Source organism: Aeromicrobium alkaliterrae (genome assembly GCF_039529015.1).
In the GTDB taxonomy this organism is placed as follows: Bacteria; Actinomycetota; Actinomycetes; order Propionibacteriales; family Nocardioidaceae; genus Aeromicrobium; species Aeromicrobium alkaliterrae.
This window is the reverse complement of record NZ_BAAAME010000002.1, coordinates 536,083-557,355: the sequence shown is the minus strand read 5'-3', so window position 1 is coordinate 557,355 and position 21,273 is coordinate 536,083. Positions and strand designations below refer to the sequence as shown.

Sequence of the window (21,273 nt, the reverse complement as noted above, 5' to 3'; positions counted from 1 at the left end):
CGTAGCGTCGAACCATGAGCATGAGGACCTGCGACGTCGTGATCCCCTGTCGGGACGAGGCGTTGGCCCTCCCCATCGTCCTGGCGTCCGTCCCCGAGGGCTGGAACGTCATCGTCGTCGACAACGGCTCGACCGACGGAACTGCCGACGTGGCCCGCTCGCTCGGCGCCACGGTGGTCACCGAGACGCTCCCCGGGTACGGCGCCGCCGTGCACGCCGGGGTCCTCGCCGCGACCGCCGAGCACGTCGCCGTCATCGACGGTGACGCGTCGATGCGCCTGGTCGACCTGGTCCCGATGCTCGACATCGTCCGCTCCGGGCGCGCCACCATGGCCATCGGCCGCCGGCGCCCCGTCGAGCGTGGTGTGTGGCCGTGGCACGCCCGCGCCGGCACCCTCGCGCTGGCGACGATGATCCGTCGCCGCAGCGGCTTCGGGATCCACGACCTCGCGCCGATGCGCGTGTGCCGCCGTGAGGATCTGCTCGCCCTGGGCGTGGAGGACCGACGCTTCGGGTACCCCCTGGAGATGATGCTGAAGGCTGCCGCCGCGGGCTGGACCGTGCACGAGATCGACGTCCCGTACGGCCGCCGCGCAGCGGGCACGCGCTCGAAGGTGTCGGGCTCCGTGCGTGGCACCGCTCGCGTCATCCACGACTTCGCCGGGGTGCTGCGATGACCGCGCCGACCCTGCTGATCGTCGCCAAGGCGCCCGTCCCCGGCCTGGCCAAGACCCGCATCGGCCGCGTGCTTGGCCACGCCCGCGCTGCCGAGATCGCCGCGGCGTCGCTGCTCGACACCCTCGAGACGGCGGCCACGGTGGGGTGGCCCGTCGTCGTCGCGATGACCGGCGACCTGTCCCGTGCGACCCGAGGAGCGGAGATCACAGCCGCCCTGTCCGACGTGCGCGTCGTGGAGCAGCGCGGTGAGACGTTCGCCGAGCGTCTCGCACACGCGCACCTCGACGCCGACGCCGGCCACGGCGTCGTGCAGGTCGGCATGGACAGCCCGCAGGTGACGCGCGACGACTACAAGCAGGCCGGGCGTGCGCTGGCCCGCGGCACGACCGTCCTGGGCCCCGCGTCCGACGGCGGCTGGTGGCTCCTCGGCGTGCAGCGCGGCACCGATGCCGCGGCGCTTGCGGACGTCCCGATGTCCCGCGACGACACCGCTGACCGCACGATCGAGGCTCTCGGCGGCCAGGTCGACCTGCTGCGGACCCTCACCGACATGGACACCTGGGCTGACGCCCTCGCGATCGCCGCCGACCTGCCGGGCACCCACCTGGCAGCCGTCGTGGCCGAAGGAGCAGCCGCATGAGCAGCACGATGGACGCCGGCAGCGCCTTCGACGGCATGTTCACGGCCGGATCGGGCCGCTTCGTCGGGTCCGACGGCACGTTCGAGCACCTGGCCGTGCGCCAGTGGGCCGGACGTACCGATCTCGCCGACCGCCAGCTCTTCATCGATCACTGCTCCGGTCCGACGATCGACCTCGGCTGCGGTCCCGGCCGCCTGATCAGCGACCTCGCCGAGCGCGGCATCCCCGCGCTCGGGATCGACGTCTCCGCCGAGGCCGTCCGCCAGACCCGTCGCCGCGGCGTCCAGGCCCTGCGCCTCGACGTCTTCGACGACGTCCCGGGCGTCGGTGATTGGGCGCACGCCCTGCTGGCCGACGGCAACATCGGCATCGGCGGCGACCCGGTGCGGCTCCTGAGCCGTGCTCGCGAGCTGCTGCGGCCGGACGGCACGGCACTCGTCGAGGTCTCGGCCCTCGGCGCCGGGCTCGTCCGCGACGAGCGCCGCCTCTGGGTCGAGGGCCGGTTCTCCTCCGCGTTCGCATGGGCCGTCGTCGGCCTCGACGCGATCGACGAGGTGGCGCGCGAGGCCGGCTTCTCGGTCACCGCCGTCCGCACCGTCGCCGGCCGCCACGCCGTCACCCTTACCGCCGCCTGACGCCCTGGCCCGGGGCTGCCACCTGGCAGGATCGGGTTCATGGGCGAGCAACGGTCGACGCGGTGGTTCGTGGAGCGTGACGAGGTCCAGCGACGCGCCTACGCTCGACGGTTCGTCGACATCACGGCCAAGGGTGGGGACATCGACGGTGAGGCGCGCCTGATCGACGCCATGGCAGCACCCGGGAGCACCATCCTGGACGCCGGGTGCGGTGCCGGACGGATCACCGCGGCACTCACGGCCCGCGGGCACCAGGTCATCGGCGTCGACGCCGACCCGTTGCTGATCGAGGCCGGGCGCGACCAGCACCCCGCGGCAGACCTCCGTGTGCTGGACCTGGTCGACCTGACGCCCGAGGTCGGGGGGCCGTTCGACGTGATCGTGTGCACCGGCAACGTCATGACGTACGCCGAGCCCGGCACGGAGCCCGCGATCCTGACCGCCATGGCGACGGTGCTCGCGCCCCACGGCCGGGCCGTGTTCGGCTTCCACACCGATCGTGACTACACCGTCGCCGACCTCGACCGGGACGGGACGGCCGTGGGTTGGCGGCTCGAGCACCGGTGGGGCACCTGGAACCTCGACCCGTACACCGACAGCAGCGACTGGGCTGTCTCGACGTTCCGGGGACCCGCCTGACCCCCCTCCGCCAGATGTGTGCGCGTATCGACCTGCCTCGGGACGATTCCAGTCGATACGCGCACACATCGTGCGAAGCTCGGCGCTAGGGTCGCCTGTCGGCGGCGGCACGACGCGCGCGGCGATGGCGGTCGGACTCCGATCGCACGACTCCGTGCAGCCGTAGCGCTTCGCCTCGCCACAGCGCGATCCGCGGAGTCTTGGTCATCTCGCGGCCACGGAGCACCAGACGAGGGAAGTCGTCGAGTCCAAGCGGGTGGATCAGCTCGCGCCACGAGAGTCCACCCTCGAGCTGCACCACGTACACGTCCTCCATGCGGATCGACAGCACGACTCGGCCCCGGACCTCGACGGTCAGGACGCCGTCACCAAGGACGTATGTGGTGCGTCCGGCGTGCCACCACCACCAGACCATCAGTGCACCATTCACGACGATCCAGAATCCCAGGAGCGCCCCTCCTGCCAGCAGCAGCTGAAGCCATGCGGACTGCGGCTCGCCCAGTCCAACCGCGAGGATCGGAGCCACGATCATCACGACGAACATCGCGCCCATCACCACCGCATACCGGACGAACACCCGCCGATCGCTGGAGAACTCGGCATCGGCGGGCACGAACCCAGGATCCCACGGAGCGGTACCGAACGGGCCCGTCTACGGATCTCCGGACCGACGACAAAGGGCCCGCCGACGATGTCGGCGGACCCTTGTCCGGTGTCGGGCTGACAGGATTTGAACCTGCGACCCCCTGACCCCCAGTCAGGTGCGCTACCAAGCTGCGCTACAGCCCGTGAACCGTCGGACACTCTATCGCAGTCACTCGGGCACCAGGGGCAGCACCCTCCGCGACCGGAACCTCCGCTCGGCGCCGTCGACGGGATCGGTGAAGGAGAGCTCGTGCGCGAGCAGCTGGAGCGGCGTGCTGAAGTCGTCGACGTCCACGTCCAGCACCTGCGGATACAACGGGTCGCCCACGATCGGCAGGCCGAGACCGGCCAGGTGGACGCGGAGCTGGTGGGTCTGACCGGTCCTCGGCGTGAGGCGGTAGACGGCCCGCTCCCCCACGACGTGGTCGCGCTCGACGAGCGTCTCGGCGTTCGCAGGTGCGTCGGGGACGACCTCGACCTGCCACGCGCCGCGCTCCTTGCGGAGGTGGTTGCGCACGACCAGCGGCAGCTCCAGTGCTGGGTCGTGGGCCGCGAGCGCCAGGTAGGTCTTCTCGACCGCGCGCGCCTGGAAGAGTCCCTGGTAGGCCCCTCGCCAGCGACGCTCCGTCGTCAGCACCAGGACGCCCGACGTGATGCGGTCCAGCCGGTGCGCGGGCGACAGCTCGGGCAGCCCCAGCTCGTCACGCAGGCGCACCACGACGCTCTGGGCGACGTGCCGACCCCGCGGGATGGTGGAGAGGAACGGTGGCTTGTCGACCACCACGAGGCGATCGTCGCGGTGCAGCACGTGCAACGTGCCGGGCACGTCCGGCTCCTCGCGGAGGTCGCGGTGGAACCAGACGAACGTGTGCGGACGGTACGGGTCCGCCTCGCGCACCGGTGAGCCGTCGCCCGTGACGAAGCGCTCGTCCGCGAGCATGCCGACGACGTCCACCCGGTCCGGCAGCTTGTCGCGCAGCCACTGCCCCATCGTCGCCCACGCGGGCGCCCCGGGCGAGCGGTCCGGCGTGCGGACCCACGCCGCCCCGAGCCCGTGGCGAGCCGGCAGCGGCGAGCGCGGCGGCACCGGACGACCTAGCGGCGCTTGCGCTTCTCGCGGACGCGCTGCGTGAGGTGGATCGGCGTCCCCGCGAAGCCGAACTCCTCGCGCAGACGACGCTCCACGAAGCGCAGGTAGGTCTCCTCGAGCTTGCCCGAGGTGAACAGCACGAACGTCGGCGGCGCGGTCTGGGCCTGCGTGCCGAACAGGATCTTGGCCTGCTTGCCGCCGCGCACGGGGTGCGGGTGCTCGGCGACGAGGCGCCCGAGGAAGGCGTTGAGCTGCCCCGTCGAGACGCGGGTCTCCCAGCCCTCGAGGGCCGTGTCGAGCGCGCGCACGAGCCGGTCGACGTGCCAGCCGGTGCGGGCGGCGATGTTGATGCGCGGCGCCCACTGCACCTGCACGAGCTCGCGGTCGATCTCGCGCTCGAGGTAGAAGCGACGGTCCTCGTCGACGAGGTCCCACTTGTTGAAGGCGATCACCAGGGCGCGGCCGGTCTCGCGGATCGACTGCACGATGCGGATGTCCTGCTCGCTGAGCGACTGGCTCGCGTCGACGATCATGACGGCGACCTCGGCCCGCTCGATCGCCGAGCTCGTGCGCAGGCTCGCGTAGTACTCGTGGCCCGAGGCCTCGCGCACCCGCTTGCGGATGCCGGCGGTGTCGATGAAGGTCCAGGTGCGACCGCCCAGCTCGACGATCTCGTCGACGGGGTCGACGGTCGTGCCGGAGGCGTCGTCGACGACGACCCGCTCCTCGCCGGCCAGCTTGTTCAGCAGGCTGGACTTGCCGACGTTGGGCTTGCCCACGATCGCGACGCGGCGCGGACCGACCGGCAGCTCGCCGTCCCACTCCGGGGCCTCGGGCAGCGCGTCGAGGATCGCGTCGAGCATGTCGCCGCTGCCACGCCCGTGCAGAGCCGAGACGGGGTACGGCTCCCCGAGCCCGAGGTTCCACAGCGACGCGGCCTCGGCCTCGGTGCGCTGGTCGTCGACCTTGTTCGCGGCGAGCACGACGGGCTTGCCGGAGGCGCGCAGGATCTTCACGACCGCCTCGTCGGCGTCGGTGATGCCGACCGTCGCGTCGACCACGAACAGGACGGCGTCGGCGACCGACACGGCGATCTCGGCCTGTGCGGCGATGCGCTCGGCCAGGCCCCGGGCGTCGGGATCCCAGCCGCCGGTGTCGACGACCGTGAAGTTGCGGCCGTTCCAGGTCGCGTCGTAGGAGACGCGGTCGCGGGTCACGCCCGGGACGTCCTCGACGACGGCCTCACGGCGGCCGATGATGCGGTTGACGAGGGTCGACTTGCCCACGTTCGGGCGTCCGATCACCGCCAGGACGGGGGTCGGCCCGGTGGGCTGGTCGAGCTCGGTGTCTGTCATGTGAAGGTGTCCTGCTGGGGAGGCGGACCCGGGAGGTCGCGCTGGAGGGTCTCGGTGGCCCACTGGACGTGGGCTCGCATCGCATCGGCGATCTGTTCGCTCGTGGCGGAGACCGATGCTGCGTCGCGCGGCCACGGCGTGGCTGCGAAGGTCAAAGGACTACCGTAGACGACGTCCACACGTCGCCCGGGACTCGGCTTGGTCTCGATGCCCGCGCCGGGCTCGCGCGTGCCGATCACGGCGACCGGGACGACCGGGCTCCCCGTGGTCAGCGCGAGGTACGCCGCACCGCCGAAGATCTCGTGGACGAGGCCGTCGCCCCGCTTCCCCTCGGGGTAGACGAGCAGCACCTGGCCGGCCCGCAGGACCCGCAGCGCGGCGCGTAGTGCCCCCGCGTCGGTGCGCCCCCGGTGCAGCTTGATCTGCGCGCCGAGACGCAGCAGCCGCCCCGCACCGCCCTCGAAGGACTCGTGCTTCACGAGCGCGTGGACCGGTCGGTCGGAGGTCAGCACCGTGACGGGACCGTCGAGCCAGCCGATGTGGTTGCTGGCCAGGATCACGGGGCCCGCCTCGGGCACCTGCCCCATGCCCCGCACGTGGACGTCCCACCGGCGGCTGACGCGTCGACGAAGCACGGGCTTGAGGAGTCGGTGGGACCACTCGGCCAGGCCCGACCGCACCGGCCCCGGCTGCGCGATGGTGGTCACGAGCGGGCCTCCTCCGCGAGGGCGACGATCTGCCCGATGACCTCGTCGAGCGTCAAGAAGGTCGTGTCGATCTCGACCGCGTCGTCGGCCTTCGCCAGGGGCGAGGTCGCGCGCGTGGAGTCGATGCGGTCGCGGCGCAGCAGCGAGGCGGCGGTGGCGGCGGTGTCGCTGCCCCCCTCCTCCGCGGCGCGGCGCGAGGCGCGCGCCTCCGGGTCGGCCACGAGGTAGACCTTCACGGCGGCGTCCGTCGCGACGACGGTGCCGATGTCGCGTCCCTCGACCACGATGCCCGGCGTCGCCGCGGCGATGACCTGCCGCTGCAGGTCGACCAGGTGGGTGCGCACCTGCGGGACGGTCGAGACGGGGCTGACGTGGCGCACGACCTCGTCGCTGCGGATCTCGACGGCGACGTCGACGCCGTCGGCCACGATCGTCGGCTCGGCCGGATCGGTGCCCGACTCGATCGTGACGTCGGCGACCGCGGCCGCGACCGCAGCCGCGTCGTCGGTGTCGACACCGCGCTGCAACAGCGCCCACGTCACCGCTCGGTACATCGCACCGGTGTCGAGGTAGGCCAGTCCGAGTCGGGCGGCGACGCCCCGCGCGGTGCTGGACTTGCCGGAGCCGGACGGACCGTCGAGGGCGACGACGAGAGGCAGGGACACAGAACTCCTATCGGTACGCGGACCAGCCGCGTGCGGTGAGGGACGACGTGAGGTGGTCGGCGCGATCGGCGGCGACCTCGACCTGGGCCAGACCCACGGGACGACCGTACTCGTGGTCGATGCGGAAGTCCTCGATGTTGACGCCGGACTCGCCGATGTCGCTCATGAGCTGGGACAGGACGCCCGGACGGTCCTCGACCGGGACGAACACCGACGCGCTCTCGGTGCGGACCTCGCCGTGCTTGCCCGGGATGCGCTGCGTGCCGGCCCGGCCCGCGTCGAGCACGTCCGAGAGTCGACCGGTCAGCACGTCTCCCCCGGCACCGAGGGCGTCGAGCACCCGGTCGAGATCGCCGCGCAGCGACTGGAGGAGCGTCGTGACGGCGGCGGAGTTGCTGTCGAGGATCTGCAACCACATCCCGGTGGCGCTGCCCGCGATGCGGGTGACGTCGCGCAGGCCCGGACCGGCCAGGTCGATGTGCGCGCGCGGTGCGCTGGCCAGGAGGCCTGCCGTGAGCACCGAGACGAGGTGCGGGACGTGGGAGACCAGGGCGACGGCCTCGTCGTGCTCGTCGGGCGCGAACGACGTCGGGACGGCTTCCAGGGCGCTCACGACGGCGGTGACCAGCGCGACGGCCTCGGGGGTCGACTCGGGCAGCGGCACGACCGCCCAGGGGCGGCCCTCGAACAGCAGCGCGGAGCCCGCCGTCGGGCCGGACCGCTCGGTGCCGGCCATGGGGTGGCCACCGACGAAGCGCTCCGCACCCGGCGTGCCCGCGACGGCTGCCGCGACGGGGCGCTTGACGCTGGCGACGTCGGTCACGACCGCGTGCGGGAACTCCTGCAGCGCGCTCAGCACCGTGGCCGGGACGACCGTGGGCGGGACAGCCACGACGACGAGGTCGGGATCGGTCACCGGTTCGACCGACCCGGCACCGATGCTGGACGCGACCTCGGCGACACCCGGCACGGCGTCACGCAGGTGGACGTCGACGCCCCGGGCGGTCAGGGCCAGGGCCACGGAGGTGCCGATGAGTCCGCATCCGACGACCAACGCACTCCCGGGGAGGTCGGTCGCGGTCATGCCTCCACGCTATCGAAGAGCGCTCCGAGCTCGTCGCGCGTGAGATCACGGGTGCTGCCGCTGCGCAGGTTGCCGAGGTGCAGGGGGCCGAACGCGGTGCGGGTCAGCTCGCGCACGGGGTGGCCGACGTGGTCGAGCAGCCGGCGCACGATCCGGTTGCGCCCCATATGCAGGTCGAGCTCGACCAGCGAGCGGTCGCCGCTGACGTCCTTGACCAGGAAGCGGTCGACCGACGCGCGACCGTCGTCGAGGTCGACGCCGGCCATGAGCCGGCTGCCGAGCGTGTCGGCGACCCGGCCATCGACCAGGGCGACGTACGTCTTGGTGATCTCGAAGGACGGGTGGGCCAGCTTGTGGGCCAGGTCGCCGTCGTTGGTCATGATCAGCAGGCCCGAGGTGTCGGTGTCGAGGCGGCCGACGTGGAACAGCCGGTCCTCACGGCCCCCGAGCAGCGAGTTCAGGTCGGTCCGTCCGCGCTCGTCGTTCATCGACGTGACGACGCCCCGCGGCTTGTTGACCAGCACGTAGGCGTGCTCGCTGGGCGGGGGCAGGCGCCGGCCGTCGACCCGGATCACGGCGCGCAGCGGGTCGACCCGCAGGCCCATCTGGCTGACGATCTCGCCGTCGACCTCGACGCGGCCGTCGAGCATCAGGATCTCGCAGGCACGACGGCTGCCGAGACCGGCCTTGGCCAGCACCTTCTGCAGACGGATGCCCTCGTCGGCGGGGCTGTCAGTCATCTCGTGCCTCATCGGTCGGGTCCGAGTCGGTCGGGGCCTCGTCGGTGGGCGCAGCAGGCTGCTCGGCCGAGTCGGGCTCGGTCTCGGCGACCGGCGGCTTCGCGGGCGCGAACAGGTCGTCCTCGACCTCGTCGAGCTCCGGCAGCATCGGGGCGATCTCGGGCAGCTCGTCGAGCGAGCCCAGGCCCATGCGCTCCAGGAAGTAGCTCGTGGTGCGGTAGAGGATCGCGCCGCTCTCGGCGTCGGTGCCGGCCTCCTCGATCAGGCCGCGCGAGACCAGCGTCCGCACGACGCCGTCGACGTTGACGCCACGGATCGCCGAGATCCGCGAGCGGCTGATCGGCTGGCGGTACGCCACGACGGCGAGGGTCTCGAGAGCGGCCTGCGTCAGGCGCGCCTGCTGGCCGTCGAGGACGAACCGCTCGACCGCCGCGGCGACGGTCTCGCGCGTGTAGAAGCGCCAGCCGCCGGCGATCGAGCGCAGCTCGAAGCCGCGCTCCTGCTCGTCGTACTCCGCTGCCAGGGCGACGAGGGCCTCGGCGACGTCGACCGGCGGGTGCCCGACGGCCTGGGCGAGGGTCAGGTGGTCGAGCGGCTGGTCGGCGACCATCAGGACGGCCTCCAGCGCGGGCCGCAGCTCGAGCATCTCGAGCTCGAGCTCGTGGGGGCCGCGGGGCAGGCTGGCGTCACTCATCGGGGGTGTCCTTCTCAGCATCGTCCGGCAGAGGGGTCGCGGGGGCGTCGAGGTCGGCGTCGAGCAGCTCGGCCGGGATCACGTGCGCGTCGCCGGTGTCGGCCGGCGCGTCGAACTCGAGCCCGACCTCGACCTCGCCGTCGTCGCTGCCGGTCCAGCGCAGGTGCAGGTCGCCCAGCGGGGTCGCCTGCTCGAAGGCGACCATCCCCTCGCGGAACAGCTCGAGCAGCGCCAGGAAGCGCGCGACCGTCGTCATCAGGTCGGGCGAGTCGGAGGTGAGGGTGCGGAACGTGATGCTGCGCTCGCGGCGGAGGCGGTCGACCACGACGTGGGCCTGCTCGCGCACGCTGACCTGCGGCGCGTGCAGGTGCGCGAGCGACAGGATCTGCTCGGGCTTCGGCGTGAGCGCGGCTGCGGCCAGCCGGGCCAGGTCGTCCGGTGTCGCCGCGATCAGGATCTCCGGCAGCAGCTGCGCGAAGCGGGGCTCGAGCGCGACGGCCCGCGGGTAGCGGCGCTGCTCGGTCTCCAGGGTGGCCGCGATCCGAGCCGCGACCTGCTTGAACGCCCGGTACTGCAGCAGACGGGCGAAGAGCAGGTCGCGCGCCTCCAGCAGCGCGAGGTCCTCCTCGTCCTCGACCTCGGCCTGCGGCAGCAGCCGCGCGGTCTTGAGGTCGAGCAGGGTCGCGGCGACCAGGAGGAACTGCGTCGTCTGCTCCAGGTCGCCCCCGAGCTCGCGGATGTAGGCGATGAACTCGGTCGTGACCTCCGAGAGCGCCACCTCGGTGACGTCCATCTTGTGCCGGCTGATCAGCTGCAGGAGCAGGTCGAACGGCCCCTCGAAGCCGTCGATGCTGATCGAGAAACCGGACTCGGGCGCCGCCGGATCGGTCTCGACCAGCGGCTCGCTCACCGGCTCTCCGCGGCGCCGTCGATGCGCCGCACCAGGTCGCTCTCGGCGCCGTGGGCGGCGAAGTCCTCGAGCGCTGCGGCGAGCGCGGCCCGCACGATGCGGCCGCGGTCGACGTTGCGCCCCACGGCCGAGCGGACCGCGAGGCGCGTCTGCTCGAGCGCCAGCAGCTCCTCGGCCGTCACGTAGACGGTGATCTTCTCGTCGTGCTTGACGCGGCCGCTCGCAGCCGGCTTCGTCGGCTCCGCAGCAGCGGGCTCCGCGACCTCGGCCACCGATTCAGCCGGTTCCGGCGCCGCCTTCGCGGTCGAGCGGAACAGCTCGTCGGCACCCGGCATCGCCGGACGCCGGGTGGCCTTGCCGCCCGCCTTCGCCCGCGCGTCGGGCTTCACACGGTCGGGCATCGCACCAGCACTTCCCGCGCCAGCTGGCGGTAGGAGGCCGCGCCCGGCGAGGTCGTGGCGTACTCGGTGATGGGCTCGCCGGCGACGGTGGAGTCGGAGAACTTCACGGTGCGGCGGATGACGGTGTGGAAGACCAGGTCGCCCCAGCCCTGCACCAGCGTCTGCAGGACCTCACGGCCGTGCAGGGTGCGGCTGTCGAACATCGTGCCGAGCAGGCCGACGATCTGCAGGCGCGGGTTGGTGCGCTCGCGGACCTTCTCGATCGTCTCCTTGAGCAGCGCCACGCCGCGCAGCGCGAAGTACTCGCACTCGAGCGGGATGATGACGCCGTCGGACGCCGTCAGGGCGTTGACCGTGAGCAGCCCGAGGGACGGCTGGCAGTCGACCAGGATCACGTCGTACTCGTCGCGCACCTCGTGCAGCGCGCGTGCGAGCGCCTGCTCGCGGCCGACCTCGGTCACGAGCTGCATCTCGGCCGCCGAGAGGTCGATGTTGGCCGGGGCCAGGTCGAGCCCGGGCACCGACGTCTGGTGGATGATGTCGCGCAGCGTCAGCGAACGGTCCATCAGCACGTGGTAGATGCTCTGGTCGAGCTCGTGGGCGTTGAGGCCCAGCCCGACCGTCAGCGAGCCCTGCGGGTCGAAGTCGACCAGCAGGACCTTGCGACCCGCCTCGACGAGCGCGGCACCCAGGCTGATGGTCGTGGTGGTCTTGCCCACCCCGCCCTTCTGGTTGCACATCGACAGGACCGTCGCCGGACCGGGACGGCGGGGCTGCGGGTCACCGAAGGTGGGAGTCGGCCGCCCCGTGGGTCCGGTTTCCTGACTCATCGACACCCCGTTCAGCTGGACTCGGCACGCTCATGGACTTCGGGACACTCTAGCGTCCCGGACGCCCCCCGGTGACCTCAGTCGACGCGCGAGCGCAGCTCGGCGAGCTGCTCGGTGACGCGCACCAGCGCGGTGCCGCCGCGGGAGTCGCGCGAGCCGATCGAGCCCTCGACCGTGAGGACCTCACGCACCCCCGGGGTCAGGTGCGGCGAGATCGCGGCGAAGTCGTCGTCGCTGAGCTCGTCGAGCTCGATGCCGCGCTCCTCGCACACCTGGACGCACGCCCCCGACAGCTCGTGGGCGATCCGGAACGGCACGCCCTCGCGGACGAGCCACTCGGCGATGTCGGTCGCGAGCGCGAAGCCCTGCGGCGCGAGCTCGGCCATGCGGTCGGTGTGGAACGTGAGGGTCCGGACCATCCCGGTGAAGGCGGGCAGGAGCACCTCGAGGGTGTCGACCGAGTCGAACACCGGCTCCTTGTCCTCCTGGAGGTCGCGGTTGTACGCGAGCGGGAGGGCCTTCAGCGTGGCGAGCAGACCCGCCAGGTTGCCGATCAGGCGACCGGACTTGCCGCGCGCGAGCTCGGCGATGTCGGGGTTCTTCTTCTGCGGCATGATGCTCGACCCGGTCGAGTACCCGTCGTGCAGCGTGACGAAGCCGAACTCCTTGGTGTTCCAGAGGATGATCTCCTCCGCGAGGCGCGACACGTCGACGCCGATCTGGGCGGCGACGAAGGCGAACTCGGCCACGAAGTCGCGCGAGGACGTGCCGTCGATCGAGTTCGGCGTCGAGCCCGTGAAGCCGAGGTCGGCCGCGACGGCCTCCGGGTCCAGGCCGAGGGACGACCCGGCGAGCGCGCCCGAGCCGTACGGCGACTCCCCGGCGACGCGCGCGTCCCACTCCCCCAGGCGGTCGAGGTCGCGCACGAGCGGCCACGCGTGCGCCAGCAGGTGGTGCGACAGCAGCACGGGCTGGGCGTGCTGCAGGTGGGTGCGACCGGGCATCGGGGCACCGAGGTGTGCCTCCGCCTGGTCGGCGAGCGCCACGACGAGGTCGCGGACGAGGCGCGCGACGATGCGGGCGTGCTCGCGCAGGTAGGCGCGGAACAGCGTCGCGACCTGGTCGTTGCGCGAGCGGCCGGCGCGCAGGCGCCCGCCGAGCTCGGGACCGAGGCGCTCCATCAGGCCCCGCTCGAGCGCGGAGTGGACGTCCTCGTCCTCCGGCGCGGGGGTGAACGCCCCGGAGCGGACGTCGGCGTCGAGCGCCGCGATGCCGGCGAGCATCGCCGACAGGTCGTCGGCGGAGAGCAGGCCGGCGGTGTGCAGCACCCGGGCGTGCGAGCGCGATCCGGCCAGGTCGTACGGCGCGAGGCGCCAGTCGAAGTGGGTCGAGCGCGACAGCGCCGTGAGCTCCGGCGAGGGTCCGCTGGCGAAGCGGCCGCCCCACAGGCGGGAGTCGGCGGCCTCGACCTCGCCGCTGGTCTTCTCAAGGTCAGTCATCGGAGGGCACCTTACGGGCGAGGTCGGTGAAGGAGGCGGCCAGGGCGTCGCCGCCGGCGGGATCGCGGCAGATCAGCATCACGGTGTCGTCGCCGGCGATCGTGCCGAGGATCGCGGGCATCGTGGCGTGGTCGATCGCGGAGGCGAAGTACTGGGCGCCGCCGGGGGGCGTGCGCAGCACCACGAGGTTGGCGGACGCGTCGGCGCTGACGAGCAGCTCGCGGCAGATCCGCGCGAGGCGGGCCTGCGACGCGGCGCTGTCGGTGGCCGGCTGCGGCGTGCGGTCGCCGCCCTCGGCGGGCACGGCGTACACCAGGCCGCCGCCGGAGTGGCGCACGCGCACGGCGTCGAGCTCGACGAGGTCCCGCGACAGCGTCGACGGGGTCACGGTCACGCCGCGCTCCTCCAGCAGCGCGACGAGCTCGCCCTGTGACCGCACGGCGTGACGCTGCAGCAGGTCCACGACCAGCTGCTGACGCCCCGCCTTGGTGTCGGGAACACTCACGATGCGACCTTCACGATCGGGCCTTCTCCAGGAGCCAGGCGAGGACGGCCTTCTGGGCGTGCAGCCGGTTCTCGGCCTCGTCCCACACGACGCTCTGCGGTCCGTCGATCACGTCGGCGGCGATCTCCAGCCCCCGGTACGCCGGGAGGCAGTGCAGCACGATCGCGTCGGGCTTGGCGAGGGCGACGCGCTCGCTCGTCAGCGAGTACGGGCCGAAGACCTCGAGCCGTTCGGCCTTGGTGTCCTCGGTGCCCATCGAGACCCACGTGTCCGTGATGACGACGTCGGCACCGCTCAGGGCGGCAACCGGGTCGTCGGTGATCGTGACCGACCCGCCCGTCGTGGCGGCGATGCGCTCGGCGTCGGCCACGACCTGGGCGTCGGGCTGGTAGCCCGCCGGCGAGCCGATGCGGATGTCCATGCCGGCCGTCGCACCACCGAGCACGTACGAGTGCCCCATGTTGCAGGCACCGTCGCCGACGAAGGCGACCTGCAGGCCCGCCAGCGCGCCCTTGTGCTCGATGATCGTCTGCCAGTCGGCCAGGATCTGGCACGGGTGGAAGTCGTCGCTCAGCGCGTTCACGACGGGCACGCCCGACAGCTCGGCCATGACCTCGAGGTCGCGCTGGTGGTAGGTGCGCCACACGACCCCGCTGACCATCCGCCCGAGGACCCGCGCGGTGTCCTCGACCGGCTCACCCCGACCGGCCTGGGTCGTGCCGCGGTCCATGATCAGGGGCGAGCCGCCGAGGTCGGCGATGCCGACCGCGAACGAGACGCGCGTGCGGGTGGAGGACTTGTCGAACATGACCGCGACGGTCTGCGGTCCCTCGAGCGGCTTGCGGCTGTACGGCGCGGCCTTGAGCTCGGCCGCCAGCGCCAGCACCTCGGCCTGCTCGGCCGGGCTCAGGTCGTCGTCGCGCAGCAGGTGCCGCACTGCGCTCGTCATGCCAGCACCTCGTCCAGCAGGGCCGAGAGCGTCGCGACCGCCTGAGCGGCCTCGTCCTCGGTCAGCACGAGCGGCGGGGCGAGGCGCAGCCGGTCGGCGGTGGGCGCGTTGACGATGAGGCCCGCGTCGTAGGCGGCCGTCTGCACGTCCGCCGCCCGGGGCTCGGTCAGCACCACGCCGCGGAGCAGCCCGCGACCCGTGACGGCCTTGACGCGCGGGTGCCGGGCCAGTCCGTCGGCGAGCTGATCGCCGCGCGCGGTGGCGTGCGCGAGCAGGCCCTCGGACTCGATCGTCTCGATCACCGCGAGGGCCGCAGCCGTCGCGACCGGGTTGCCGCCGAACGTCGTGCCGTGGTTTCCGGGCTGCAGCAGCGTCGCGGCGTCGCCGAGGGCGATCATCGCGCCGATCGGGATGCCACCGCCCAGACCCTTCGCGAGCGTCACGAGGTCGGGCACGATGCCGGACGCGGTGTGCGCGAACCAGTCGCCCGTGCGACCGACGCCGGTCTGCACCTCGTCGAGCCACAGCAGCGCACCGTGACGGGACGTGATCTCGCGCGCCGCCTGCAGGTAGCCCTCGGGCGCGTCGACCACGCCGGCCTCGCCCTGGATGGGCTCGACCACGAACACCGCGACGGTGTCGTCGACGGCCGCCTCGAGCGCCGCGACGTCGCCGTACGGCACGAAGGTGACGTCACCGGGCAGCGGCTCGAACGGCTCGCGGTACTGCGCCTTGGAGGTCAGCGCGAGCGCGCCCATCGTGCGGCCGTGGAAGCTGCCCTCGGTCGCGATGATCCGCGTGCGGCCGGTGCGACGGGCCGCCTTGAAGGCCGCCTCGTTCGCCTCGGTCCCCGAGTTCGCGAAGAACACGCGACCACGGCCGTCGGAGCCGATCAGGCTCAACAGCTTCTCGGCGAGGCGCACCTGCGGCTCGGAGATGAAGAAGTTCGACACGTGACCGAGGGTCTGCAGCTGCGTCGAGACCGCCTCGACGATCGCCGGGTGCGCGTGGCCGAGCGAGTTCACCGCGATGCCGCCGAGCAGGTCGAGGTAGCGGTTGCCGTCGACGTCCCACACCGTGGAGCCCTCGCCACGCGCCAGGACCCGTGCAGGTACGCCGAAGGTGTTCATGACCGAGCCCTGGTAGCGCTCGGTCAGCTCGGCGCCCGTGACGGGCGTGCCGGCCCAGCCCTCGGGCCTCTGGCCGCTCATGGCTTCTCCTTGTCGACGCTGGTCGAGTACAGGGCGGTGCGCACGCGCGTCTCCGCGCCCGGCACGACCTGCGTGCCGACGCCCTCGTCGGTGAACATCTCCAGCAGCACGGCGTGCGACTCGCGGCCGTCGATCACGGTCGAGCGCGCGACTCCGCCCTGCACGGCCTTGAGGCAGGCCGTCATCTTCGGGATCATGCCGCTCGCGAGGGACGGGATGAGCGCCTCGAGGCTCTCCGGGCTGATCTCGCCGATCACGTCGGTCGAGTTCGGCCAGTCGGCGTACAGGCCCTCCACGTCCGTGAGCACCAGGAGCTTCTCGGCCCCCAGGGCCACCGCGAGCGCCGCTGCCGCGGTGTCGGCGTTGACGTTGTGCACCTGACCGTCCTTGTCGGGAGCGACGCTGGACACGACGGGGATGCGACCGGCGTCGATGATGTCCTGCACCGCCTCCGGGCGGACGTCGACGACCTCACCGACGAGCCCCACGTCGACCGGCACGCCGTCGACCAGCGGCATCGTGCGCTCGGCCGTGAACAGGCCCGCGTCCTCGCCCGACAGGCCCACGGCCATCGCGCCGTGCCGGTTGAGCAGTCCGACGAGCTCGCGCCCGACCTGGCCCGTCAGCACCATGCGGACGACGTCCATCGTCTCGGGCGTCGTGACCCGCAGGCCGCCGCGGAACTCCGACTGGATGTCGAGCTTCTCGAGCATCGTGCTGATCTGCGGGCCGCCACCGTGCACCACGACCGGCTTGAAGCCGGCCAGGCGCAGGAACACGATGTCCTCCGCGAAGGCCTGCTTCAGGGCGTCGTCGGTCATGGCGTTGCCGCCGTACTTCACGACGATGACCTTGTCGTGGTACTTCTTCAGCCACGGCAGGGCCTCGGCGAGGATGCCGGCCTTGGTGGTGGCCTTCTTCCAGTCCTGCGGGTGCCACGCGTCGGGCTCACCGTCGGTGCTGGTGGGGGTCGATTCGTACTCGCTCATGATGAGTAGGCGGAGTTCTCGTGGACGTACGCCTGCGTCAGGTCGTTGGTCCAGATCGTCGCCGCCTCCTTTCCTGCCTTGAGGTCGATCGTGACGGAGACGGCGCGCTGCTCGAGGTCGATCCCCGCGGGGTCCTCGGCGGGACCGCTGTTGCGGCACACCCACACGCCGTTGAGGGCGACGTCGAGGTCGGCCGGGTCGAACGCAGCGTCGGTGGTGCCCACGGAGGCCAGGATGCGGCCCCAGTTCGGGTCCTTGCCGAAGATCGCGCACTTGAAGAGGTTGCTGCGGGCCACCGAGCGGCCCACGGCGAGCGCGTCCTCCTCGGTGGCGGCGTTGACGGTCTCGATCGCGATCTCGTGATCGGCACCCTCGGCGTCGGCCAGGAGCTGCAGCGCGAGGTCACGGCACAGCTCGGTCAGCTGCGCGGTGAACTCCGCGAGGTCGGGCGTGACCTCCGCGGACCCGCTCGCCATCAGCAGCACGGTGTCGTTGGTCGACTGGCAGCCGTCGGAGTCGAGACGGTCGAACGACCGGGCCGTGGCCGTGCGCAGGGCCGCGTCGAGGTCGGCCGCGGACAGGTCGGCGTCGGTGGTGATGACCACGAGCATCGTGGCCAGGGCGGGCGCCAGCATGCCGGCACCCTTCGCCATCCCACCAATCGTCACGCCCTCGAACGTGCGCACGGCCTGCTTGCTCACCGTGTCGGTCGTCATGATCGCGGTCGACGCCGCCGCTCCCCCATCGGCGCTGAGCGCGGACGCGGCCTCGCGCACGCCACCGAGGAGGTCGTCCTTGTCGTTCAGCAGCCCGATCAGGCCCGTCGAGCACACCTGCACGTCGATCGGACCGACACCCAGCAGCTCACCGGCCAGCTCGGCCGTCTCGTGCACGATCTGGAAGCCCGCGGCGCCGGTGTAGCAGTTGGCGCCTCCGGAGTTCAGCACGACCGCGCGGGCGCTGCCCGTCGTGATGGCCTTCTCGCTCCACAGGACCGGGTTCGCCTTGCAGCGGTTGGAGGTGAACACCGCGGCGGCCGACGAGACCGGTCCGTCGTTGACGACGAGGGCGACGTCGGGCGCGCCGGTGGACTTCAGGCCGGCGGCCACGCCGGAGGCCCGGAACCCGAGCGCTGCTGTGACGCTCATGGCGCCACCGCCTTGGAAGGAGCAACGATAGGCGGTGCCGTCATGAGACACCCCGACATCGTCGCTCGCTGGCGCTCGCTCATGGCGCAACTCCTTCGGTGGGGAGGCCCGTGGTCTCGGGGAGACCCAGGGCGAGGTTCATGGACTGGATGGCGCCGCCGGCGGTGCCCTTGACCAGGTTGTCGATGGCGGTGACGGTCACCAGACGACCGACCTTCTCGTCGACCGCGACCTGCACGAGGGCGTGGTTCGAGCCGAGGGTCGAGGCCGTGGAGGGCCAGACGCCCTCGGGCAGCAGGTGGACGAACGGTTCGGCGTCGTAGGCCGCGGCGTAGGTCTGGCGCACGGCGGCGAGGTCGACGCCGGGGCGCAGGCGCGCCGTCGCCGTGGCCAGGATGCCGCGCGACATCGGCACGAGCGTGGGCGTGAACGACAGCGCCACCTCCCCGGCGCCCGCGTGGCGCAGGTTCTGGGCGATCTCGGGGATGTGCCGGTGGGTGCCGCCCACGGCGTACGGCACTGCGGCGCCGAGGCCCTCGGAGGCCAGCAGGTGCGGCTTGGCCGCCTTGCCGGCACCGGAGTAGCCGTTGGCCAGCACCGCGACGATGTCGGTGCTCTCGGCCAGGTCCGCCGCGATCGCCGGCTGGAGGCCGAGGGTCACGGCGGTGACGTTGCAGCCGGGCACCGCGATGCGCTTGACGGCGCCGAGCGCCTCGCGCTGCTTGGTCGCTCCGGTAAAGAGCTCCGGCAGGCCGTACGGCCAGGTGCCGGCGTGGTCGCTGCCGTAGTACGCGACCCAGTCGTCAGCGTTCTCGAGCCGGTGGTCGGCACCGCAGTCGATCACGAGCGTGTCCGGTCCGAGGGCAGCGGCGACCTTGCCCGACTCACCGTGCGGCAGGCCGAGGAACACGACGTCGTGGCCCGCGAGGGTCTCGGCCGTGGTCGGCTCGATCACGCGGTCGTGCAGCGCGACGAGGTGCGGCTGGTGCTCGACCAGGCGCGACCCCGCGCTGGAGGCCGCGGTGAGAGCGCCGATCGTGACGTCCGGGTGCTGGAGCAGGAGGCGCAGGACCTCGCCACCGGCGTACCCGCTCGCGCCGGCGACGGCGACGTTGTAGGTGTGGCTCATCTGTCAACCCTTGCAGAAGTGGGTGGGGGCGGCGCGACGCCCCGGAGGACGTCACACCCGGCAGGCCTCGGGCCTCAGTCGGCGCCGAGCTCCATCGCAGCGGCGTCGAGGGCCTGCTCGGCCTCCGCCGTCGCGGCCGGGTTGGCCTCGATCCGCACGGCGCCGCCCGCAGGCAGCTCGCCGAACAGCGTGCCGTTCTCGACGAGCACCTGACCCTGGTCGAGCGGCTGCTCGGCGTACATCTCGAGCTTGGCGCGCGAGTCGGCGATGTCGAGGTTGCGCATCGTGAGCTGGCCGATGCGGTCGGTGGGACCGAACACGGCGTTGTCGGTGCGCTCCATCGAGAGCTTGTCGGGGTGGTACGAGAAGTTCTCGCCCTGCGTGTCGAGGATCGAGTAGTCCTCGCCGCGCCGCAGCCGCAGCGTGACGCTGCCCGTGACGAGCGAGGCGATCCAGCGCTCGACCGACTCGCGCAGCATCATCGCCTGCGGGTCGAGCCAGCGGCCCTCGTACATCAGGCGACCGAGACGACGGCCGTGCTGGTGGAAGTTCGCGATCGTGTCCTCGTTGTGGATCGCGTTGACGAGGCGCTCGTAGGCGATGTGCAGCAGCGCCATCGCCGGGGCCTCGTAGATGCCGCGGCTCTTGGCCTCGATGATGCGGTTCTCGATCTGGTCGGACATGCCGAGGCCGTGGCGACCGCCGATCGTGTTGGCCTCGTGCACGAGCGCCACGGCGTCACCGTCGAAGGTGTTGCCGTTGATCGCGACCGGGCGACCCGCCTCGAACGAGATCGTGACGTCCTCGGTGTCGATGTCGACCGAGGGGTCCCAGAACTTCACGCCCATGATGGGCTCGACGGTCTCGAGCGACACGTCGAGGTGCTCGAGCGTCTTGGCCTCGTGCGTCGCGCCCCAGATGTTGGCGTCGGTCGAGTACGCCTTCTCCTGGCTGTCGCGGTACGGCAGGTCGCGCTCGGTGAGCCACTGGCTCATCTCGGTGCGGCCGCCGAGCTCGCTGACGAAGTCCGCATCGAGCCACGGCTTGTAGATCCGCAGCGCGGGGTTGGCCAGCAGGCCGTAGCGGTAGAACCGCTCGATGTCGTTGCCCTTGAAGGTCGAGCCGTCACCCCAGATGTCGACGCCGTCCTCGTGCATCGCCCGCACCAGGAGCGTGCCGGTGACGGCCCGGCCGAGCGGCGTCGTGTTGAAGTACGTCCGGCCGGCGGAGCGGATGTGGAACGCGCCGCAGGCGAGCGCCGCGAGGCCCTCGTCGACCAGCGGCTTCTTGATGTCGATGGCCCGCGCCAGCTCGGCGCCGTACTGCATCGCCCGGCCCGGGATGCCGGAGATGTCCGGCTCGTCGTACTGGCCGATGTCGGCGGTGTAGGTGCACGGGATGGCGCCCTTGTCGCGCATCCACGCGACGGCCACGGAGGTGTCGAGACCCCCGGAGAACGCGATCCCGACCCGCTGACCGACGGGCAATGACGTGAGTACCTTGGACATGTCTCACATTCTTGCACACTCCTGCAAGATCTTGCACACCACCCCACGGACGACCGCTCGCGAGTGAATTCCCGCCCCGCGGCGAGTGAGTTCCCGCCCCGCGGCGAGTGAGTTCCCGCCCCACGAGGAGTGAGTTCCCGCCCCACCAGGTCAGGTCGTGAGCCTCTTCCGCAGGGCCCACTCACCCAGGGTGGTCACGACGACCACGCCCCAGACCAGGCCGAAGCCGGCCCAGACGCTGTCATCATCACCCACGAACCACAGTGCCAGTCCGAGGAACAGCACGACGACCGGCACTGCGAGCGCGAGTCGAAGCCGCCCGTACCGCCGATGCCACGCCACCTCGGACCGGTCGGGCACGGGATACCGCAACCCCCACCACCGATCGGCCTCGATGAGCCCGACAGCGAGGATGAGCGAGGCGAGGATCGCCCAGGACGTCGCCCGACCGTGGAACGTCAGGACGCCGACGATTCCCATCGCGACGGCGACGGCCAGCTCCACTCGGATGCGCGACCCCTGACGCCGTGCCGCGTCGACGGCGCCCCGCCTCCAGGTCGACGTCATCGTGCCCCCTCTGCGCCGTTCAGATCCCCAGAGTCTGACCCGCGACGGGAGCACT

24 protein-coding genes and 1 tRNA gene are annotated in these 21,273 nt (G+C 72.0%); 4 read left to right on the top strand and 21 right to left on the bottom strand.

The annotated features are described in order from the left end of the window. Positions 1-14: 14 nt before the first annotated feature. The 4 genes from ABD127_RS03835 to ABD127_RS03820 are packed head-to-tail and all read left to right on the top strand — an operon-like array spanning position 15 to position 2,592. The gene (locus tag ABD127_RS03835; RefSeq protein ID WP_344197893.1) at positions 15-677 is read left to right on the top strand and encodes a glycosyltransferase family 2 protein; all 663 of its coding nucleotides are present in this window, start codon (positions 15-17) and stop codon (positions 675-677) included. Then, complete coding sequence (locus tag ABD127_RS03830) at positions 674-1,318, top strand: TIGR04282 family arsenosugar biosynthesis glycosyltransferase (protein WP_344197891.1); 645 nt, start codon at positions 674-676, stop codon at positions 1,316-1,318. Before ABD127_RS03835 ends, ABD127_RS03830 begins: the two co-directional genes overlap by 4 nt. Further along, on the top strand, positions 1,315-1,953 hold the full coding sequence (locus ABD127_RS03825) for a class I SAM-dependent methyltransferase (RefSeq protein WP_344197889.1): 639 nt from the start codon (positions 1,315-1,317) through the stop codon (positions 1,951-1,953). The genes ABD127_RS03830 and ABD127_RS03825 overlap by 4 nt, the downstream gene beginning before the upstream one ends. A 39-nt stretch (positions 1,954-1,992) precedes the next feature. After that, positions 1,993-2,592: a class I SAM-dependent methyltransferase gene (locus ABD127_RS03820; protein ID WP_344197887.1), complete on the top strand. Its 600-nt coding sequence runs from the start codon at positions 1,993-1,995 to the stop codon at positions 2,590-2,592. A gap of 85 nt (positions 2,593-2,677) precedes the next feature. Here the strand turns inward: ABD127_RS03820 and ABD127_RS03815 are convergent, their stop codons facing one another. The 21 genes from ABD127_RS03815 to ABD127_RS03715 all read right to left on the bottom strand — a co-directional run bounded on the left by ABD127_RS03815 (position 2,678) and on the right by ABD127_RS03715 (position 21,218). Then, positions 2,678-3,205 (bottom strand): hypothetical protein, encoded by a 528-nt coding sequence (locus tag ABD127_RS03815; protein ID WP_344197885.1) that lies wholly within the window; start codon positions 3,203-3,205, stop codon positions 2,678-2,680. 102 nt (positions 3,206-3,307) lie between these two features. Next, positions 3,308-3,381: transfer RNA gene (locus ABD127_RS03810), tRNA-Pro, on the bottom strand. Positions 3,382-3,406: 25 nt separating this feature from the next. Beyond that, complete coding sequence (locus ABD127_RS03805) at positions 3,407-4,228, bottom strand: pseudouridine synthase (protein ID WP_344199407.1); 822 nt, start codon at positions 4,226-4,228, stop codon at positions 3,407-3,409. A 104-nt stretch (positions 4,229-4,332) separates the two neighbouring features. Continuing rightward, positions 4,333-5,682: a ribosome biogenesis GTPase Der gene (der, locus tag ABD127_RS03800; protein WP_344197883.1), complete on the bottom strand. Its 1,350-nt coding sequence runs from the start codon at positions 5,680-5,682 to the stop codon at positions 4,333-4,335. After that, entirely contained in the window at positions 5,679-6,389 is a 711-nt protein-coding gene (locus ABD127_RS03795) for a lysophospholipid acyltransferase family protein (RefSeq protein WP_344197881.1), read from the bottom strand. Before ABD127_RS03795 ends, der begins: the two co-directional genes overlap by 4 nt. Continuing rightward, entirely contained in the window at positions 6,386-7,054 is a 669-nt protein-coding gene (gene cmk / locus ABD127_RS03790; protein ID WP_344197879.1) for a (d)CMP kinase, read from the bottom strand. The genes ABD127_RS03795 and cmk overlap by 4 nt, the downstream gene beginning before the upstream one ends. 7 nt (positions 7,055-7,061) lie before the next feature. Next, the gene (locus tag ABD127_RS03785) at positions 7,062-8,138 is read right to left on the bottom strand and encodes a prephenate dehydrogenase (protein ID WP_344197877.1); all 1,077 of its coding nucleotides are present in this window, start codon (positions 8,136-8,138) and stop codon (positions 7,062-7,064) included. Continuing rightward, positions 8,135-8,878, bottom strand: coding sequence for a pseudouridine synthase (locus ABD127_RS03780; protein WP_344197875.1), 744 nt, complete (start codon positions 8,876-8,878; stop codon positions 8,135-8,137). The genes ABD127_RS03785 and ABD127_RS03780 overlap by 4 nt, the downstream gene beginning before the upstream one ends. Next, positions 8,871-9,572 (bottom strand): SMC-Scp complex subunit ScpB, encoded by a 702-nt coding sequence (gene scpB / locus ABD127_RS03775; RefSeq protein WP_344197873.1) that lies wholly within the window; start codon positions 9,570-9,572, stop codon positions 8,871-8,873. Before scpB ends, ABD127_RS03780 begins: the two co-directional genes overlap by 8 nt. Next, positions 9,565-10,482, bottom strand: coding sequence for a segregation and condensation protein A (locus tag ABD127_RS03770; RefSeq protein WP_344197871.1), 918 nt, complete (start codon positions 10,480-10,482; stop codon positions 9,565-9,567). The genes scpB and ABD127_RS03770 overlap by 8 nt, the downstream gene beginning before the upstream one ends. Continuing rightward, the gene (locus ABD127_RS03765) at positions 10,479-10,883 is read right to left on the bottom strand and encodes a hypothetical protein (RefSeq protein ID WP_344197869.1); all 405 of its coding nucleotides are present in this window, start codon (positions 10,881-10,883) and stop codon (positions 10,479-10,481) included. The genes ABD127_RS03770 and ABD127_RS03765 overlap by 4 nt, the downstream gene beginning before the upstream one ends. Then, positions 10,868-11,713: a ParA family protein gene (locus tag ABD127_RS03760; RefSeq protein WP_344197867.1), complete on the bottom strand. Its 846-nt coding sequence runs from the start codon at positions 11,711-11,713 to the stop codon at positions 10,868-10,870. The genes ABD127_RS03765 and ABD127_RS03760 overlap by 16 nt, the downstream gene beginning before the upstream one ends. Positions 11,714-11,790: 77 nt before the next feature. Further along, positions 11,791-13,212 carry an argininosuccinate lyase gene (gene argH / locus ABD127_RS03755; protein WP_344197865.1) on the bottom strand — a complete coding sequence of 474 codons (1,422 nt, stop codon included), beginning with the start codon at positions 13,210-13,212 and terminating at the stop codon, positions 11,791-11,793. After that, positions 13,205-13,717: an arginine repressor gene (locus tag ABD127_RS03750; RefSeq protein WP_344197863.1), complete on the bottom strand. Its 513-nt coding sequence runs from the start codon at positions 13,715-13,717 to the stop codon at positions 13,205-13,207. The genes argH and ABD127_RS03750 overlap by 8 nt, the downstream gene beginning before the upstream one ends. 10 nt (positions 13,718-13,727) lie before the next feature. After that, positions 13,728-14,666: an ornithine carbamoyltransferase gene (gene argF / locus ABD127_RS03745; protein ID WP_344197861.1), complete on the bottom strand. Its 939-nt coding sequence runs from the start codon at positions 14,664-14,666 to the stop codon at positions 13,728-13,730. After that, on the bottom strand, positions 14,663-15,877 hold the full coding sequence (locus ABD127_RS03740) for an acetylornithine transaminase (protein WP_344197859.1): 1,215 nt from the start codon (positions 15,875-15,877) through the stop codon (positions 14,663-14,665). Before ABD127_RS03740 ends, argF begins: the two co-directional genes overlap by 4 nt. Continuing rightward, the gene (gene argB, locus ABD127_RS03735; RefSeq protein ID WP_344197857.1) at positions 15,874-16,866 is read right to left on the bottom strand and encodes an acetylglutamate kinase; all 993 of its coding nucleotides are present in this window, start codon (positions 16,864-16,866) and stop codon (positions 15,874-15,876) included. The genes ABD127_RS03740 and argB overlap by 4 nt, the downstream gene beginning before the upstream one ends. Continuing rightward, the gene (gene argJ / locus ABD127_RS03730; protein ID WP_344197855.1) at positions 16,863-18,014 is read right to left on the bottom strand and encodes a bifunctional glutamate N-acetyltransferase/amino-acid acetyltransferase ArgJ; all 1,152 of its coding nucleotides are present in this window, start codon (positions 18,012-18,014) and stop codon (positions 16,863-16,865) included. Before argJ ends, argB begins: the two co-directional genes overlap by 4 nt. 79 nt (positions 18,015-18,093) lie before the next feature. Beyond that, entirely contained in the window at positions 18,094-19,143 is a 1,050-nt protein-coding gene (gene argC, locus ABD127_RS03725) for an N-acetyl-gamma-glutamyl-phosphate reductase (RefSeq protein ID WP_344197853.1), read from the bottom strand. A gap of 74 nt (positions 19,144-19,217) precedes the next feature. Beyond that, positions 19,218-20,651 carry an argininosuccinate synthase gene (gene argG / locus ABD127_RS03720; RefSeq protein WP_344197851.1) on the bottom strand — a complete coding sequence of 478 codons (1,434 nt, stop codon included), beginning with the start codon at positions 20,649-20,651 and terminating at the stop codon, positions 19,218-19,220. A 150-nt stretch (positions 20,652-20,801) separates the two neighbouring features. After that, positions 20,802-21,218, bottom strand: a complete 417-nt coding sequence (locus tag ABD127_RS03715; protein ID WP_344197849.1) for a hypothetical protein — start codon at positions 21,216-21,218, stop codon at positions 20,802-20,804. Positions 21,219-21,273: the final 55 nt, after the last annotated feature.

Bases quoted from the DNA above. Each gene is read 5' to 3' on its own strand.
- ABD127_RS03835 (WP_344197893.1), top strand. From the start codon at position 15: ATGAGCATGAGGACCTGCGACGTCGTGATCCCCTGTCGGGACGAGGCG.
- ABD127_RS03830 (WP_344197891.1), top strand. From the start codon at position 674: ATGACCGCGCCGACCCTGCTGATCGTCGCCAAGGCGCCCGTCCCCGGC.
- ABD127_RS03825 (WP_344197889.1), top strand. From the start codon at position 1,315: ATGAGCAGCACGATGGACGCCGGCAGCGCCTTCGACGGCATGTTCACG.
- ABD127_RS03820 (WP_344197887.1), top strand. From the start codon at position 1,993: ATGGGCGAGCAACGGTCGACGCGGTGGTTCGTGGAGCGTGACGAGGTC.
- ABD127_RS03805 (WP_344199407.1), bottom strand. From the start codon at position 4,228: ATGGGGCAGTGGCTGCGCGACAAGCTGCCGGACCGGGTGGACGTCGTC.
- der (WP_344197883.1), bottom strand. From the start codon at position 5,682: ATGACAGACACCGAGCTCGACCAGCCCACCGGGCCGACCCCCGTCCTG.
- ABD127_RS03785 (WP_344197877.1), bottom strand. From the start codon at position 8,138: ATGACCGCGACCGACCTCCCCGGGAGTGCGTTGGTCGTCGGATGCGGA.
- ABD127_RS03780 (WP_344197875.1), bottom strand. From the start codon at position 8,878: ATGACTGACAGCCCCGCCGACGAGGGCATCCGTCTGCAGAAGGTGCTG.
- scpB (WP_344197873.1), bottom strand. From the start codon at position 9,572: ATGAGTGACGCCAGCCTGCCCCGCGGCCCCCACGAGCTCGAGCTCGAG.
- ABD127_RS03765 (WP_344197869.1), bottom strand. From the start codon at position 10,883: ATGCCCGACCGTGTGAAGCCCGACGCGCGGGCGAAGGCGGGCGGCAAG.
- ABD127_RS03760 (WP_344197867.1), bottom strand. From the start codon at position 11,713: ATGAGTCAGGAAACCGGACCCACGGGGCGGCCGACTCCCACCTTCGGT.
- argH (WP_344197865.1), bottom strand. From the start codon at position 13,212: ATGACTGACCTTGAGAAGACCAGCGGCGAGGTCGAGGCCGCCGACTCC.
- argF (WP_344197861.1), bottom strand. From the start codon at position 14,666: ATGACGAGCGCAGTGCGGCACCTGCTGCGCGACGACGACCTGAGCCCG.
- ABD127_RS03740 (WP_344197859.1), bottom strand. From the start codon at position 15,877: ATGAGCGGCCAGAGGCCCGAGGGCTGGGCCGGCACGCCCGTCACGGGC.
- argB (WP_344197857.1), bottom strand. From the start codon at position 16,866: ATGAGCGAGTACGAATCGACCCCCACCAGCACCGACGGTGAGCCCGAC.
- argJ (WP_344197855.1), bottom strand. From the start codon at position 18,014: ATGAGCGTCACAGCAGCGCTCGGGTTCCGGGCCTCCGGCGTGGCCGCC.
- argC (WP_344197853.1), bottom strand. From the start codon at position 19,143: ATGAGCCACACCTACAACGTCGCCGTCGCCGGCGCGAGCGGGTACGCC.
- argG (WP_344197851.1), bottom strand. From the start codon at position 20,651: ATGTCCAAGGTACTCACGTCATTGCCCGTCGGTCAGCGGGTCGGGATC.
- ABD127_RS03715 (WP_344197849.1), bottom strand. From the start codon at position 21,218: ATGACGTCGACCTGGAGGCGGGGCGCCGTCGACGCGGCACGGCGTCAG.